Source organism: Veillonella absiana (genome assembly GCF_032970865.1).
GTDB classification, from domain to species: domain Bacteria; phylum Bacillota; class Negativicutes; order Veillonellales; family Veillonellaceae; genus Veillonella; species Veillonella absiana.
Genome location: NZ_JAWJZB010000005.1, coordinates 170654 through 184781, shown reverse-complemented (window position 1 = coordinate 184781; position 14128 = coordinate 170654). Strand labels below are relative to the sequence as shown.

18 protein-coding genes and 1 pseudogene are annotated in these 14128 nt (G+C 47.7%); 6 read left to right on the top strand and 13 right to left on the bottom strand.

Translation table 11 applies throughout. From position 1 onward, the window contains the following. Nucleotides 1–257: 257 nt before the first annotated feature. The 4 genes and pseudogenes from RVY80_RS05565 to RVY80_RS05550 form a co-directional block, all read left to right on the top strand. Nucleotides 258–1112, top strand: coding sequence for an extended-spectrum class A beta-lactamase ACI-1 (locus RVY80_RS05565; RefSeq protein ID WP_006555379.1), 855 nt, complete (start codon nucleotides 258–260; stop codon nucleotides 1110–1112). Nucleotides 1113–2236: 1124 nt separating this feature from the next. After that, nucleotides 2237–3457, top strand: coding sequence for an MFS transporter (locus RVY80_RS05560; RefSeq protein WP_002584949.1), 1221 nt, complete (start codon nucleotides 2237–2239; stop codon nucleotides 3455–3457). Nucleotides 3458–3561: 104 nt separating this feature from the next. Beyond that, nucleotides 3562–4395 carry a methyltransferase domain-containing protein gene (locus tag RVY80_RS05555; protein WP_002592690.1) on the top strand — a complete coding sequence of 278 codons (834 nt, stop codon included), beginning with the start codon at nucleotides 3562–3564 and terminating at the stop codon, nucleotides 4393–4395. Between the two features lie 4 nt (nucleotides 4396–4399). After that, nucleotides 4400–4729: pseudogene (locus tag RVY80_RS05550) on the top strand (serine hydrolase); the annotation flags it as partial. Nucleotides 4730–4746: 17 nt separating this feature from the next. Here RVY80_RS05550 and RVY80_RS05545 read toward each other — a convergent pair. The 4 genes from RVY80_RS05545 to RVY80_RS05530 are packed head-to-tail and all read right to left on the bottom strand — an operon-like array spanning nucleotide 4747 to nucleotide 8574. After that, on the bottom strand, nucleotides 4747–6315 hold the full coding sequence (locus RVY80_RS05545; protein ID WP_014128548.1) for a recombinase family protein: 1569 nt from the start codon (nucleotides 6313–6315) through the stop codon (nucleotides 4747–4749). After that, on the bottom strand, nucleotides 6300–7979 hold the full coding sequence (locus RVY80_RS05540; protein ID WP_317329877.1) for a recombinase family protein: 1680 nt from the start codon (nucleotides 7977–7979) through the stop codon (nucleotides 6300–6302). Before RVY80_RS05540 ends, RVY80_RS05545 begins: the two co-directional genes overlap by 16 nt. Nucleotides 7980–8027: 48 nt before the next feature. Further along, the gene (locus tag RVY80_RS05535) at nucleotides 8028–8189 is read right to left on the bottom strand and encodes an SHOCT domain-containing protein (RefSeq protein WP_009146349.1); all 162 of its coding nucleotides are present in this window, start codon (nucleotides 8187–8189) and stop codon (nucleotides 8028–8030) included. Next, complete coding sequence (locus tag RVY80_RS05530; protein ID WP_009146350.1) at nucleotides 8182–8574, bottom strand: hypothetical protein; 393 nt, start codon at nucleotides 8572–8574, stop codon at nucleotides 8182–8184. Before RVY80_RS05530 ends, RVY80_RS05535 begins: the two co-directional genes overlap by 8 nt. 188 nt (nucleotides 8575–8762) lie before the next feature. Between RVY80_RS05530 and RVY80_RS05525 the strand changes: the two genes are divergently transcribed. Together RVY80_RS05525 and RVY80_RS05520 are read left to right on the top strand one after the other, a co-directional pair. Continuing rightward, complete coding sequence (locus RVY80_RS05525; protein ID WP_127007576.1) at nucleotides 8763–8978, top strand: hypothetical protein; 216 nt, start codon at nucleotides 8763–8765, stop codon at nucleotides 8976–8978. Then, on the top strand, nucleotides 8968–9858 hold the full coding sequence (locus RVY80_RS05520; protein WP_127007578.1) for a DNA-methyltransferase: 891 nt from the start codon (nucleotides 8968–8970) through the stop codon (nucleotides 9856–9858). Before RVY80_RS05525 ends, RVY80_RS05520 begins: the two co-directional genes overlap by 11 nt. Here RVY80_RS05520 and RVY80_RS05515 read toward each other — a convergent pair. The 9 genes from RVY80_RS05515 to RVY80_RS05475 form a co-directional block, all read right to left on the bottom strand. Then, the gene (locus RVY80_RS05515; protein WP_127007580.1) at nucleotides 9841–10485 is read right to left on the bottom strand and encodes a hypothetical protein; all 645 of its coding nucleotides are present in this window, start codon (nucleotides 10483–10485) and stop codon (nucleotides 9841–9843) included. The two genes, RVY80_RS05520 and RVY80_RS05515, sit on opposite strands and share 18 nt — an antisense overlap. Nucleotides 10486–10582: 97 nt before the next feature. Then, nucleotides 10583–10849 (bottom strand): hypothetical protein, encoded by a 267-nt coding sequence (locus tag RVY80_RS05510; RefSeq protein WP_225723670.1) that lies wholly within the window; start codon nucleotides 10847–10849, stop codon nucleotides 10583–10585. 2 nt (nucleotides 10850–10851) lie between these two features. After that, nucleotides 10852–11409 (bottom strand): N-acetylmuramoyl-L-alanine amidase family protein, encoded by a 558-nt coding sequence (locus RVY80_RS05505; protein WP_127007584.1) that lies wholly within the window; start codon nucleotides 11407–11409, stop codon nucleotides 10852–10854. Next, complete coding sequence (locus RVY80_RS05500) at nucleotides 11406–11585, bottom strand: hypothetical protein (protein ID WP_075581366.1); 180 nt, start codon at nucleotides 11583–11585, stop codon at nucleotides 11406–11408. Before RVY80_RS05500 ends, RVY80_RS05505 begins: the two co-directional genes overlap by 4 nt. Nucleotides 11586–11588: 3 nt before the next feature. Next, nucleotides 11589–12755 carry a leucine-rich repeat domain-containing protein gene (locus RVY80_RS05495; RefSeq protein ID WP_127007586.1) on the bottom strand — a complete coding sequence of 389 codons (1167 nt, stop codon included), beginning with the start codon at nucleotides 12753–12755 and terminating at the stop codon, nucleotides 11589–11591. A gap of 12 nt (nucleotides 12756–12767) precedes the next feature. Beyond that, nucleotides 12768–13274, bottom strand: a complete 507-nt coding sequence (locus tag RVY80_RS05490) for a hypothetical protein (RefSeq protein ID WP_127007588.1) — start codon at nucleotides 13272–13274, stop codon at nucleotides 12768–12770. A 13-nt stretch (nucleotides 13275–13287) separates the two neighbouring features. Continuing rightward, nucleotides 13288–13500 (bottom strand): hypothetical protein, encoded by a 213-nt coding sequence (locus RVY80_RS05485; protein WP_127007590.1) that lies wholly within the window; start codon nucleotides 13498–13500, stop codon nucleotides 13288–13290. Continuing rightward, complete coding sequence (locus RVY80_RS05480; protein ID WP_164726696.1) at nucleotides 13490–13855, bottom strand: hypothetical protein; 366 nt, start codon at nucleotides 13853–13855, stop codon at nucleotides 13490–13492. The genes RVY80_RS05485 and RVY80_RS05480 overlap by 11 nt, the downstream gene beginning before the upstream one ends. After that, a complete protein-coding gene (locus RVY80_RS05475; RefSeq protein WP_225723669.1) occupies nucleotides 13852–14124 on the bottom strand; it encodes a hypothetical protein in 273 nt (90 codons plus the stop codon). The genes RVY80_RS05480 and RVY80_RS05475 overlap by 4 nt, the downstream gene beginning before the upstream one ends. Between the last annotated feature and the right edge of the window lie 4 nt (nucleotides 14125–14128).

The following is a 14128-nucleotide window of genomic DNA, read 5'->3' as shown; positions in this document are numbered from 1 at the left end:
TGGCATGGTTTGTCTAACAAGCTTGAAGGATGTCAGAAAAGTTGATGAATCTTGTACATCGATTCGTTTTTTATGCCTGATTTTTTTAGTTTTGTGTCCAATTTTTGTTGACAAGTGCAAGTGACTGCATCTTTGATTGTATGAAGTGATGTATTAGTAATGGCAATAAGAGTGCTAATTGCTGATGATCACGCTCTATTGAGCCAATACGACCCGTTGAATTTGGCGGGTCGTTCAACAGATAGTAGGAGGTTATTATGAAGAAATTTTGTTTTTTGTTTTTGATAATCTGTGGCTTGATGGTTTTCTGCCTTCAGGATTGTCAAGCGCGGCAGAAATTAAATCTTGCTGATCTGGAAAATAAATATAACGCCGTGATTGGTGTTTACGCCGTTGACATGGAGAATGGAAAAAAAATTTGCTACAAACCTGATACGCGTTTTTCCTACTGCTCGACACACAAAGTTTTTACGGCTGCAGAATTGCTAAGACAAAAAAATACCTCCGATTTGAATGAAATTCGTAAGTTTTCGGCGGAAGATATTTTGTCCTACGCGCCAATCACCAAAGACCATGTTGCTGATGGCATGACGCTGGCGGAAATTTGTTCGGCATCGCTCAGGTGGAGTGACAACACGGCGGCAAATTTAATTTTGCAGGAGATCGGCGGCGTGGAAAATTTCAAGGTGGCACTTAAAAATATTGGCGACAAAACTACCAAACCTGCGCGAAATGAACCTGAACTTAATCTTTTCAATCCAAAAGATAATCGTGATACTAGCACGCCGAGACAGATGGTAAAAAATTTGCAAGTCTATATATTCGGCGATATTTTGAGCGACGACAAGAAAAAACTGCTGATTGATTGGATGAGCGACAATTCCATAACCGACACGCTTATCAAGGCAGAAACTCCGCAAGGTTGGAAAGTTATCGACAAGAGCGGTTCAGGCGATTATGGGGCGCGGAATGATATTGCCGTGATTTATCCGCCCAATCGCAAACCCATTGTCATGGCGATAATGTCGCGCCGCACGGAAAAAAATGCAAAATCTGACGACGCTATGATTGCGGAGGCGGCAAAACGAATTTTTGATAATTTAGTATTTTAAAGGGGCTTGATAGCATCGGTATTGCCGATGGGCAGAGAGGGCCATCACGCAAAAATATTTCGCCAAACATTTAGGTCAGTTTACAAGGAACTACACGCAGACCGTGAAACGGGCTGCTGACAACAAACGGCGCTATGCTCCCGGCTGGGTGCATAGCACCTGTTTGTTGCGGGGGTTTCCAAAGGGGGCAGCGCCCCATTTGGCACACGACTTTGCGGAGCAAAGTGTAGTGTGTTATACGCTCTGTCGGCGTTGCCCTGAAAATACCGTTGCCGCCGGGGAGGGCAAGGGCATTTGACGCGGCAGGAAAGCAGGGCTTTGTTTGGGGCTGGTAAGCCGGAAACAAAGGGCTGATTTCAGCAGCAGACAGGGCGTATTATGAAAGCCCCCGTCCCTCGTCCTCCGCCCCCGGCCTATGGGACAAAAAGTCCCAAAGCTCTGGACACCGTGACCAGATGTGTGGCCACACTCCGGGAAAAGTAGCAGGACGGCAGGAAACCGTCAAGGCTGAAATGAATGGGCTGACGCCCGGCCTTGACCGTTCCCCGCCGCCCCGCTGGATGGGTGGACAAGGTGGCCAATCCCTAAAAGTGTTTGGCCGCACTCGTTCATTTTGGGGCCTTTCTTCTCCCAAAATTGAAATGGGCGGGAAAGCCCTAAAATGGCTTTCCCGCCTTGATTACCCATTAGCAAAGACGGGCGAGACTGTCAACGGCGGCGCTGAAAGCGCCGTTCATCTTGACCGTTGACTGGCTCGCCTGGCTTTGCTACTGCCCGTAAGAGATGGAAAAACAAGATGGAAAACAAGGTTAAAAATGGTTGACAAGTCTATCGGATGTGTGTTATACTGTGCGACAGTTTGAGATTGGAAGGAGGCTTACGTGTGTTAATTTGTGTACGCTAATAAGCAATAAAAAGTAGAAGTACCTTTCCACATGATGGTGGGCTTTTTTTGCGTGCGTATGCAAAGGAACACGTAGGTTTGACACGAGCAGTCTTTGAACTGTATCGTGGTGTTTTTTCGTGCTTTGTTGTTATGCAGGCGTCTGCCCTCTCTGTGGGACAACGCCTGCTTTTTATTGCAGAAACAAAGGAACAATGCAATAAAAAAGGAGGTTCGCATTATGACCCAAAACAACAATTCATGGAGAAAAACTTATTTTACACTTCTTGCCGGACAAGCAATATCCTTTATTAGCAGCGGTATTTTGCAAATGGCCATTATCTTTTATTTGGTTGCGAAAACTAATTCTGCAATCATATTGACGGCGGCAACACTGATTGGATTTTTGCCGCAAGCCTGTTTAGGCCCGTTTGCAGGTGCTTTTGTTGACCGGCACAGCCGTAAAAGCGTAATGATTGGTGCGGATTTGATAATTGCCGCCGCTGGCGGTATTCTGGCGCTGGTGGCGTTTTACATGGAATTGCCCGTATGGTCTATTATGGTTGTCCTGTTAATCCGAAGTGCGGGAACTGCTTTTCATTCTCCAGCATTCAGCGCAGCAACACCTATGATTGTGCCAAAAGAGGAACTTACAAAATGCGCTGGTTACACGCAGACCATGCAAGCAGTAAGTGCGATTATCAGTCCAGCTGCCGCAGCGTTTTTATATGCTGTTTGGCCTCTTAATGCAATTATATTGTTAGATATTGTGGGTGCAATCCTTGCCTGTGTGACTGTTGCGATTTCGTCCATACCAACGCCTGAACTATGTCCAGAAACGAAAAGACAACAGTTTTTACAGGATATGAAAGAGGGGTATGTGGTATTAAAGCAAAACAGGGGCCTCTTTGCTCTGCTCTGGATTGGTGTAATTTATATGTTCTTTTATATGCCAATCAGTACGCTTTTTCCTCTCATCTGTATGTCATACTTCAAAGGAACACCGGCCCATGCCTCTGCCGCTGAAATTGCTTTTGCGGTTGGTATGCTGCTTGGCGGAGTCATTCTGAGCATTTGGGGCGGTTTTAAGAAACGGCGGTACACCATCGGTCTTTCCGTTCTCCTGATGGGCGTTAGCAATATGCTCTCCGGGCTTTTGCCGCCAGACGCATTTCTTGTCTTTGTTGTGTGCTGTACTGTTATGGGAATTTCCGCTCCATTTTACGGTGTGCAAAATGCGATTTTTCAAGAAACGGTCAAACCAGAATATCTGGGGAGAGTTTTTTCTCTACTGACAAGCGCCGCTTCCCTCGCCATGCCGTTTGGCCTTGTCATTTCCGGGCCTCTGGCGGAGCGGCTGGGAGTTGAGAAATGGTTTGTCATTTGCGGAATTGGCATTATCATCGTTGCGCTTGCCGTATTTTTACTACCCGGTTTGAGAGAGATTGACAATACGCAATAATCAACTGCACCTTTGAGATTAAGATAACACCGCGGGTTATGTTGCGGTGAATCCGTATTGCATAGCTCGCTTATTGGGCAAGTAATATAATAACGGAGGGAATAATGAATAAAATACTTAGATTTAGTGACAGTGAAAAAGTTTTTCAATGTCCTATATGTAAAACAGATTTAAAATTGAAACAAAAAAGTTTATTTTGTTCTAATCATCATTGTTTCGATATTTCAAAAACGGGTTATGTGAACTTTGCTGTAGGAACAAAATCTTCAAAACATTATAGCAGAGAGACTTTTCAAATTAGGCGGGAGGTTTTAGAAAAAGGCTATTATTCACATATCCTGAATGAAGTGGTGCAGCTTATAAAAAGCTTTAGCAGCATTGATACAATACTTGATATTGGCTGCGGTGAAGGATATTATTCAAAGCAGATAAAAGAAGTATCAGGTGATAAAGAAATTATTGCATTTGATATTTCTAAAGATGCTGTTCAGCTTGCAGCAAAAAGTGATTTCAGTAATTCTATCAAATGGTTTGTGGGAAATTTGGAAGAAATGCCCATAAAAGACAAAAGGATAGATTGCATATTAGATATTTTTACTCCTGCTAACTATTCCGAATTTAACAGAGTTTTGAAAGAAGGCGGTTATGTAATTAAGGTAATTCCGGGAAATGCTCATCTTAAGGAGCTTCGAGAGACGGCAAAAGAACAATTGAAAAGCAATCAATATTCTAATGCGGCTGTCGTAGATTATTTCCAAAAGAAGTATTCCGTTGTTTATCACAAGAAAGTTTCAGCAACGTATACAATGACATCCGAGGAAATAAAAACCTTTGCGGATATGACTCCACTACTGTTTTGTGTAAATAAAGATGGAATAGATTTAAAAAAAACAAAAGAAATCACTATTGATGCAGAGATATTTGCAGGGAAATTATAAATTCAATTTCAAGGTGGCACTTAAAAATATTGGCGACAAAACTACCAAACCTGCGCGAAATGAACCTGAACTTAATCTTTTCAATCCAAAAGATAATCGTGATACTAGCACGCCGAGACAGATGGTAAAAAATTTGCAAGTCTATATATTCGGCGATATTTTGAGCGACGACAAGAAAAAACTGCTGATTGATTGGATGAGCGACAATTCCATAACCGACACGCTTATCAAGGCAGAAACTCCGCAAGGTTGGAAAGTTATCGACAAGAGCGGTTCAGGCGATTATGGGGCGCGGAATGATATTGCCGTGATTTATCCGCCCAATCGCAAACCCAAATCCTTTTTTCCTGCTTATGCTCTGATTTCCGTCCCGTCCTTGAAGGTCACCCGGATATCGTCTTTGCTGTACACTGTGATGAAATCCACCAGGCTGCCCCACAGCCGGGCATCGAACTCCTTAATGAGATCCTGATTCCTAAGCTCCTTGATGAAGCTGTCCATCTGACGGCTCCGGGCCTTGCGATACTGGATGGCTTCACAGGTCTTGTCGTACTGCGTCTTCGCTGCTTCATACCGACTGACCAGTTCGTTGTAGTTCCGGTCATAATCATCCTGGTTCTGCGCGACCCTGGCGTTCTCGGCTATGAGCTGCTGTATCTTGTCGGCCAGCAGGTTCAAATCTGTGCTTATCCTGTCCCGCTCCTCTTCCAAGTCTTCTGTGTCAGTGAGCCGTTCCTTCAGCAGTGTGATGCTGTCAAGTACGTCCGCTTTGTTTTCGATGAGCTGATTGACGGCCCGGACGAAGGCTTCCTTGATATCATCCTCTGTCAGATGTGGTGTCTTGCAATGGCTCTTGAACTTATCGTTGCATCGGTAGATGGTTCTGCGGTACTTGTCGGTCGAATGCCAGACCTTGGCCCCGTACCAGCCTCCGCACTGGCCGCACTTGATTTTGCTGGAGAAGATGGATACGCCGCTGTAACGTCCCCTGCCTTCACGCCGCCGCTTGATTTCTTCCTGTACCCAGTCGAAGACCTGCGGGCTGATGATGGCTTCGTGGTTATTTTCCACATAGTACTGCGGCACTTCCCCTTCATTCGCTTTCGTTTCTTTGGTCAGGAAGTTGACGGTGAACCGCTTCTGCAGCAGGGCATCGCCCTTGTATTTCTCATTTGTCAGGATGCTCTCTACCGTCCCCGGATACCAGCGTTTCTTTCTTGCCGGAGTTTCCAGCCCTCTGGAAGTCAGCTCCCTGGCAATGGAGTGGAAGGTATACCCGTCCAGGAACAAGCGGTAAATCAGTTTCACCGTCTTGGCCTGTTCCCGGTTGACGACCAGATTCCCGTCCGGTCCCCGGTCATAGCCAAGGAAATGGCCGAACGGCACACACACCTTCCCGTCAGCGAATCGCTTCCGATGGCCCCAGGTGACGTTTTCCGAGATGCTCCTGCTTTCTTCCTGCGCCAGGGAACTCATGATGGTGATGAGGAGTTCGCCCTTGGCATCGAGCGTCCAGATATTTTCCTTCTCGAAATATATCTCGATGCCCTTGTCCTTGAGCTTGCGTACCGTTGTCAGGCTGTCTACGGTATTTCTGGCGAAGCGGCTGACTGATTTTGTGACGATGAGGTCGATTTTCCCATCCATGGCATCCCTGACCATCCGCTTGAAGCCATCGCGGTGACGCGTGTTGGTAGCCGAGATGCCTTCATCGGTGTAGATGCCGACAAATTCCCAGTCATCCCGTTCCCTGATATAGTTCGTATAATAATCGACCTGTGCTTCATAGCTGCTGATCTGGTCATCATGGTCCGTGGAAACCCTGGCATAGCCCGCTACTCTCCGCTTCTTCCGGCTGTTAATCGGAGCCGCCGTATAACGGCTGATGGTGGCCGGGATGGCCCTTACTGTCTTTGCCACTTTTCTCTGCTCTCCTTTCTCCGTGCCTTGGAACGTCGCTTGGACGGCGTAGGCGTATAAGAAATCTCTTTTGTTCTCCCACTTTTGAAATGGACAGTCAGGCAGTCTGGCTTTCCGGCTTCGATAGATTCCACTTTCTCCCGGAATCTATCCTCATCAAAGTTCTCTAACCCCATGGCCTCTGCGGCCACACGCTTCAGGTCATCTTCCCGGATGCTGACCGATTCACATTTGCCGCCTTTGCTGCATCGCCAATAAACAGGCCTGTCATGCTTCGTTTTGCACCGCCGGAAAGAGGATCCGCACAAGGCGCACCGGACACGTGTCGTAAAGGCGGAGAACCGTGTTCCCTTGCCATTGGCCATGTAGTTTTTCATCCATGCCCTCTGGCGATCCTTATACTCATCGGTCCAGCAATCCTTTTTCGCCGTTGATACCCAGTGCCGGATAAGCTTCTGTCCGTTTTTCATACAGAAAACCATCACGTGGTATTCTGGCACTACTATCTTTTCGACCTGGTCAAGGAAGGCCTGCTCATCGAAATCATCCAGGCCTAGGACTTCTGTACTCTCCTTTACAAGGACTGCATGCGGGATACTTCCTTTTGCGCCGCAATTCCGGCCTTTCAGCTTATGGGAGCCACAATCCCAGAATTCTTCAAAGCCCCGGTCTGTGCGGCGATTGTGCATATAACTCCGACCGCAGATGCCGCATTTGATTTTCCCCGTGAAGCAGGTCGTATTCAAGGACTTATTGGCCAGCGCCCCCAGTTCCTTTCGCCGCGCCATCTCCTGCTGCACGTAATCAAAGGTTTCCTTGTCGATGATAGGCTCATGCGTATTTTCAACATAATACCTAGGAAGTTCTCCCCGGTTCTTCTTCCGCTTCTTGAGGATTGGATCCGTCACATATTCCTTCTGGAAAAGCATATTGCCGGTATAGGTAACATTGGTCAGGACAACCCTGATGTTGGAATCCATCCAGCGGCGGCCATTCCGGGTCGTGATGCCTTCGGCAGCAAATTCCCGTTCGGTTTCAAGACGTGACTTGCCATCCAGGAAATTCTGGAAGATGCGTCTGACAACAGCCGCTTCCTTGGGGACTATCACCAGGGTATCCCCTTCCCAACGATACCCGTAAACACGGAACCGCCCGTTAGGATTCCCCTGCTCAAATCGTTTCTTCACTCTCCATCTGACATTTTCGCTGATGGAACGGCTCTCTTCCTGGGCGAAGGAGGCCAGGATGGTCATCATCAGCTCGCCGTCCCCGCTCATGGTATGGATATTCTCTTTTTCAAACCAGACTTCGACGCCTAGCTCTTTCAAATGCCGGACGGTACGCAGAAGGTCTACGGTGTTGCGTGCGAAGCGCTGGATGGACTTGGTCAGGATGATGTCTATCTTCCCGGCTTCGGCATCTTCCAGCATCCGCAGGAATTCCTGCCTCTTCTTCATCCCCGTCCCAGAGATGCCATAGTCGGCATAGACCCCGGCGTATTCCCAGTCCGGGTTCTTCTGGATGAGGCTGCTGTAATAACTGACCTGCGCCGAAAGGGAATGGTGCATCCGCTCCGATTCCATGGATACGCGGGCATAGGCTGCGACTTTCTTTCGCTGCTTCAAATTTGGTATGCGTCGTTCAATCTTACGGATAGTCCGCATAGAATCAGCTCCTTTCGACACTATATATCACTCTGTTTGATACAATTATCAAGTGTATAAGTCCCCGGAAAAAGGCTGATAGCGGCGAAGCATCTCCTGCTCGAAGTCCCGGTACTCCTTCCCGGTGATGAGCTTTTCGGCCAGCATCCGCCTTGCCAGATACATCGCCATCTGGAAGGCTGTTTCATTTTGAAACGACCTCTTATCCATGGCGGACACCTCCGAACCGGTATGCAATATAGCATGCGTGGGAGCAGAACTTCCGATGGCTGTTGCCGTAGACAGTGAATTTCTTCCCGCAAGCCGGACAGGTATAGTTGTAGACTGCCTTCCGCTTCACCAGCTCCAGATGTGCGTTCCACCACTTATTCCGGCAGGCATCGCAGCAGAACCGTTTCCGCTTCCGTCCCGTATTCTGCTCAATCGGCTTTCCGCACTGCTCGCAAACTGAGGCTGCCGACTTCGCCGCCAGGCTGTGCCGCCGGCAGAACGACTTCACTGTATTGATGGAAATCTGGAGCCGCGCCGCTATCCTGCCATATCCTGCCCCATCCCGGCGCATGGCAATGATCTGTTGTTTCTGTTCGTCCGTCATGATGGACACCTCCTGAAAATTTAGCTTTCAGGAGTAATAGGACAGAACAGCTATCGTTAAGTACTTCAAAAGAAGATTCAACAGGACTTATCTATTTTTAGATATAGTCTTTTCAGTTTTATCTAAAGCTTGACATTATAGTCATATGATGACTATAATAAACCTACCTCAGAAAGGGAGATTATACTATGTCATATAATCGTTACAAAAATACGCAAAAAAGAAAAAATTATCTATTAATCCATAATAAGGAAAAGTATGATAGAGTATCTATCATACTTCCAAAAGGAACAAAAGAAAAAATAAAAAGGCTAGATATTAAATCTAGCCTGAATCATTTTATCAATATGGCCATATACGAAAAAATTAAACGAATGGAACAGGATGGTAAAAATGACTTATAAATTAATCAATGATAATTGTTTCGATTGGATGAAGAATCGAGAAGAAAATTCTATTACTGCAATAGTTACAGACCCGCCATACGGTGTAAAAGAATACACGGAAGAAGAGTTGAAAAAAAAGAGAAATGCATCTGGAGGTATATGGCGAATTCCTCCAGCCTTTGATGGCCGAAAAAGAAGTCCATTGCCAAGATTTTCTGTTATCAATGACAGTCCATTGGAAAGAGACAATGTATATAATTTTTTTATTGATTGGGGCAGGCTTGCCTTTAAGGTTCTCGTTCCTGGTGGACATATTTTTATTGCATCTACACCTTTATTATCTGACATAGTTAGTCGGGCTTTACGAGATGCTGGTTTAGAACGACGCGGAGAGATTGTCAGAGTCGTAAAAACTTTTCGAGGTGGAGATCGCCCCAAAGGCGCAGAAAAAGAGTTTTCTATGACAACAGTTATTCCTCGTGGTTGTTGGGAACCGTGGGGGCTTTACAGGAAACCGCTTTCCGAAAGGACTGTTGCAAAAAACTTAAAACGGTGGAAGGCTGGCGCTTTACATCGAAAATCAATTGATACGCCATTTTGTGATTTGATTGAAAGTGGAAAGACTCCCCAATGTGAACGTAAAATTTCAAATCATCCTAGTTTAAAACCGCAAGATTTTATGAGGATTCTTGTATCGGCTGCTTTACCTTTGCAAGAAGGGATCATATTAGATCCATTCTGCGGTGGGGGCTCCACTATCGCGGCAGCGGAAGCACTTGGCTTTAATAGCATAGGCGTCGAGCAAGACAAAGACTTCTATCAAATGGCTAAGAATGCTGTACCTAAATTATCTCAACTTTATCCACAAAGCGAAAAGTTATTATTCGAAGAAGGGTGAGTACGGGGGTATCGGCAAAATGTCTTTAAGTTTATTACGTGCACTTTTTAGTTGCTTACTATATTGAATTATGTCAGTATTTATGTAGACAGCTCCATCGCGTAATTTATTAGTTCCAATTGAATTAGTAACATAAGTTTCGGTACGCTGACTATTATTACTATTTCTTTTACTCTTGCAATACACCCAATCTGAAATACCCTCTCCCATTTCATATCCATTAATATTTGCAATCAAAGCCTGTATAAATTCAATGTTCCCATCGTCCAGGATTGTATAGCAAACTATAATATGCCATCCTGTATGTCCATTGTGGCTTTCTCCACCTTTTTTATAATTAATACATGCCTTCACTTCAAGTCCTATATTTTTTTCTGCGTACATTAAATCTGGATATTCTTGGTCACTATATGGCTTGTAAAGACTATGTTCACCCATGTAATGAGTAAATAGATTTGAAACTACGCCACTAAAATTATTTTTTTGTATTAGTTGGGATAATTTTATTCCGGTCTTACTATTTATTGTCTTAAAAAAATTCTGAGTATCTTTCATTGCTAAAAAAATGCTTTCTTTTGTTAAGTTTTCCGGTAATAAGACATCTCTTAAATACTTTCTATCGAGCATATGCTAATCTCCTATCTAATGATTCTTATAATATGACTTTAGTATAACACAAAAAGCCGGTATGGAACATCTCCCCGATGCTCCATACCGGCTTTTCTCATGCAATCTTCTGTTTTACATCAGCCACGATAGCTTTGACCGCCTGCTGCATCAGGGTGATATACAGCCTGTTCCGAATCTTCACCCACCAGCTGGTAGTGGTCTGGATTTCCGCTTCCAGCGGGTCTGTGAGGTTCTTCATCTGGGCTTCCACCATCTTCTGGACGTCATCCAGGTCGATGGACTTGATGGCTGCTTCGGCTTCGCTCCTGGCAAAGGATACGACGGCATCGGCGACAGCTTTTCTGATTTCTTCACGGTTCATGGTCATTCACCTCCTAAAATCAGCTGTTCATAATCTGTCACGCCCCTGGCCACGGCTCTGGCCAGGGCATCCTGGGCATTGGCCAGGATTTCTTCATCACTAGGATTGGTGATGAAGGCCAGTTCGACCAGGACAGCGGGCATGTCCGTGTTCGTGAGGACATACAGGCCGTTGACGCCGGGCGTGGCAATCTTCACGCCCCGGTCTGTCGTATCCAGGGCATCGACAATCTGGTTCTGGATGCAACTCGCCAGCATGCTGCCACGGTAACTGCCGGCACAGGCCCAGGTTTCCGTGCCGTTGGCTTCTTCGGCTTCGGCGGCATTGCAGTGGATGGACACGAAGATGTCGGCATCACTGGCATTGGCGGCTTCGCAGATTTCCTCCAGGCTGTCAGACTGGAGCAGTTCTGTTGCTACTCCTGCCGCATTCAGGTAACTTTCCGCAGATTGACCGACTGCCAAAGCGACATCGCACTCACGCAGACCGCTTTCACTATTGACAGCTCCCGGGTCGGGATGGCCGCCCGGCGCATGACCGGGATTCAGGAATACTTTCATGGTTTTTCTTCTCCTTTCTGATGAACGGCGGACTTCACAGTACCGCCGATGTAACCGAGAAGCCCTGACGCAATAGACATGGCCAGCTCGTTCAAGGCATAAAAAATCGCCAGGATCAGTGCTGTGACCAGCCCGATGATGACGATACAGTCGGGGATATTCACTTTCTCAAACATGCCTTACACCGCCTTCGGTGTGACGGTCACCCTGCCATCCTTGCGGACGATATTGAAATCCTCCATGGGCAGGATGCGGTCAGCTGCTGATTTCCAGTGGCTGTCTGCCTTATATGCATCCAAAGCAGCTCTGGGAACCAGGATTTTTGCCGATGCGGGCACCCCTTTGTCTGCATCGGCGGCATCCTGCATGACAAAATCCACATTCACATTATCAATGATGAGATATTCTAAGCTGCTGCAGGGAGCAAACATGTGATAGGTATTGATAGTTTTATTCTTGCTGTTGGATAATGTATCGATATAGACACATTTCAAGCTCGAACAAAAGGCGCACATGCTGTACATGGCTGTCACATTGCCAAAGCCGCTCAAATCCAGGGATTCCAGCTTCTGATTTCCAGCAAAGGCCACTCCCAGATCAGTAATCGCCCCTTTTTCCACATTGCTGAAATCAATGACAGATTCCGCCAGGGTTCCTTCAGCAAAACTTACCTTAGATGGATTGAACATACCGTTCATGCTCGTTGTATTTTTTGTAATATCAACGATGAACAGTTTAGCGCCATCTTTGACCAAGGATTTATTATTGAATTTTCCCTGCAAGTCCTTGTCCATGTACAAGCAGCCATCGGATAAATAAAGGGGAATATATCCGACGGGCATCCTGAGTCCGGATGCATCTTCTATTGCCTCTGTGGCACTGATAACTACGTCCCCGCAAATCAGGCCGTTCTTCAAAGCCCCAGAAATGGTTGGATTGCCTTTAATCCAGCCAGAGTCGGCTATGACTTCTGCATCAAAGGCATAGGAAAGGGCCAGATTGGCCTCGCTCGTGAGTTCGGCAGACTGGCTTCCCGACTTCTTGAATCCCGTCAGGTTTCCCGTAACTTGTGGCGTAAAAGTTACCTCGATAGTCTGATGCGGCACCTGTTGGATGGTGACTCTGTATGGTGCCGCTTCTGCCGCTGTGCCGCCGCTTCCCGTACGGGTTCCTTCCGTATAGTTCCCGTCTGCATCATAGAAGGTCTTGCCCTGGGCCACATCGGAGGCTTTCGCCGTCGTATCCGACACTTCGCAGAAACGGGCCTTCCCGCCGCTTTTCAGCGGAATCAGGACGGACGGTACCCCACTGTAGCTGTTCCCGGCCATTTTCACATCTACCTTCATGTCATCACCCCTTTACTCGATGGTCAGCACCTTGGTCAGACTGTCCTGGGATACGGTCACGGTTGTCAGGCTCCCGGTCACTTTGGTGCCATTGACGTAGGCCGTCTTGCCGCTGATGATAGTGCCGGCTGCCGCTGTGGCATCGCCCGTATCGACGACACTGGATTTGCCGGACACGCCGAGGATGGTCACGCCAGCCTTGATATTCCCGCTGACCAGTTTGGCCTGTTCCTCGCTGCTGATGCGGACTGCCCCTTTGCCGTTATGGAACCCGGCCGGGATGGCATACGTGCCATCGGCCTTGCTGATACTGCCGCTGACGGCTCCGTTATTGGGCATGGAACCCGCGACGAAGCCATTCCCGATAAAAGCGGATTTTCCCGTCAGGATATCCCCCGATGCCGCCGTGGCCCCGGTCGTATCATAAAAGACAGCCGTCCCCTGTCCTTCAGCCAGAGGAATGGAAACCTGCGGCACTTCCGCATACACGACCGAATTGATTTTTACATTTTTCGCCATGTTGATTGCTCCTTTACTCGACTTTCAACTCATAGCCATTAAAGCTGATTCTGCCATAGTTCGACGGGATGGCAGCTACCGTCACCCGGGAAAGGGCCGCATGACCGCTGTCAGCGGTGACGACCTGTTCCTCATCGGATGGGATGATGCATTTTTCCTGATAGTCCCCGGACGGGGCCTGGGGCATGGAAAGGATGCCGATGAGGCTGTTTTCCTTATGCGCCATCGTCCGTCACACCCCTTTCCAGGAAAAAAGGGCGGGGCGGGATAAGGGTATCGGTGTATCCGTTCTCCCGCACCAGCTCTACATCATAGATATAGCGGCCGCAGGGAAGGCTCCGCGTATCGTCCGGCCAGAAAACCAGGAAGCACTCCGCCCCTTCCTGCCGGATGCCCTGTTCCAGTGTCTTGGTCAGGACAGGTCTTTCATCGGGGAGACTGCGCTTCAGCGTGAACGTCAACTCATCGCGCTTTCCAGGGATGAAAGGTTCCCCCGTCACCCGGTCGCAGATGACCAGGCGGATTTCTGCCGAATCGCCCCTCACCAGGCGGATCCGGTTCTGCACCACGGAGAAGCTCATTTCCATCCCCCCTGTTCCGGCTGCCGCTGTTCCATGGCATCCAGCCTGCGGTGGGCATGTTCTGCCAGGGCTTCCACCCGGGACAGCCGTTCCGCCATCTTCTGCCGCTTGGCTTCCGTATCCGACAGCTGGCGGCGAAGTTCTGCGATACAGTCCCGGAGGCTCCGCACCGATTCATTCAGCGGCTTGATGACGCTGAAATTAAAGATGACGCCGCAGAGCATCAGGACCGATACCAAGGATGCGGCCATCTGTAACCATTCAGCCATATTC

What these genes read in the sequence shown, in the direction of transcription:
- RVY80_RS05495 (WP_127007586.1), bottom strand. Translation starts at nt 12,755, where the DNA reads ATGAAGGTAGATGTGAAAATGGCCGGGAACAGCTACAGTGGGGTACCG.
- RVY80_RS05480 (WP_164726696.1), bottom strand. Translation starts at nt 13,855, where the DNA reads ATGAGCTTCTCCGTGGTGCAGAACCGGATCCGCCTGGTGAGGGGCGAT.
- RVY80_RS05560 (WP_002584949.1), top strand. Translation starts at nt 2,237, where the DNA reads ATGACCCAAAACAACAATTCATGGAGAAAAACTTATTTTACACTTCTT.
- RVY80_RS05555 (WP_002592690.1), top strand. Translation starts at nt 3,562, where the DNA reads ATGAATAAAATACTTAGATTTAGTGACAGTGAAAAAGTTTTTCAATGT.
- RVY80_RS05525 (WP_127007576.1), top strand. Translation starts at nt 8,763, where the DNA reads ATGTCATATAATCGTTACAAAAATACGCAAAAAAGAAAAAATTATCTA.
- RVY80_RS05490 (WP_127007588.1), bottom strand. Translation starts at nt 13,274, where the DNA reads ATGGCGAAAAATGTAAAAATCAATTCGGTCGTGTATGCGGAAGTGCCG.
- RVY80_RS05505 (WP_127007584.1), bottom strand. Translation starts at nt 11,409, where the DNA reads ATGAAAGTATTCCTGAATCCCGGTCATGCGCCGGGCGGCCATCCCGAC.
- RVY80_RS05515 (WP_127007580.1), bottom strand. Translation starts at nt 10,485, where the DNA reads ATGCTCGATAGAAAGTATTTAAGAGATGTCTTATTACCGGAAAACTTA.
- RVY80_RS05565 (WP_006555379.1), top strand. Translation starts at nt 258, where the DNA reads ATGAAGAAATTTTGTTTTTTGTTTTTGATAATCTGTGGCTTGATGGTT.
- RVY80_RS05535 (WP_009146349.1), bottom strand. Translation starts at nt 8,189, where the DNA reads ATGGATAAGAGGTCGTTTCAAAATGAAACAGCCTTCCAGATGGCGATG.
- RVY80_RS05530 (WP_009146350.1), bottom strand. Translation starts at nt 8,574, where the DNA reads ATGACGGACGAACAGAAACAACAGATCATTGCCATGCGCCGGGATGGG.
- RVY80_RS05475 (WP_225723669.1), bottom strand. Translation starts at nt 14,124, where the DNA reads ATGGCTGAATGGTTACAGATGGCCGCATCCTTGGTATCGGTCCTGATG.
- RVY80_RS05485 (WP_127007590.1), bottom strand. Translation starts at nt 13,500, where the DNA reads ATGGCGCATAAGGAAAACAGCCTCATCGGCATCCTTTCCATGCCCCAG.
- RVY80_RS05540 (WP_317329877.1), bottom strand. Translation starts at nt 7,979, where the DNA reads ATGCGGACTATCCGTAAGATTGAACGACGCATACCAAATTTGAAGCAG.
- RVY80_RS05510 (WP_225723670.1), bottom strand. Translation starts at nt 10,849, where the DNA reads ATGAACCGTGAAGAAATCAGAAAAGCTGTCGCCGATGCCGTCGTATCC.
- RVY80_RS05500 (WP_075581366.1), bottom strand. Translation starts at nt 11,585, where the DNA reads ATGTTTGAGAAAGTGAATATCCCCGACTGTATCGTCATCATCGGGCTG.
- RVY80_RS05520 (WP_127007578.1), top strand. Translation starts at nt 8,968, where the DNA reads ATGACTTATAAATTAATCAATGATAATTGTTTCGATTGGATGAAGAAT.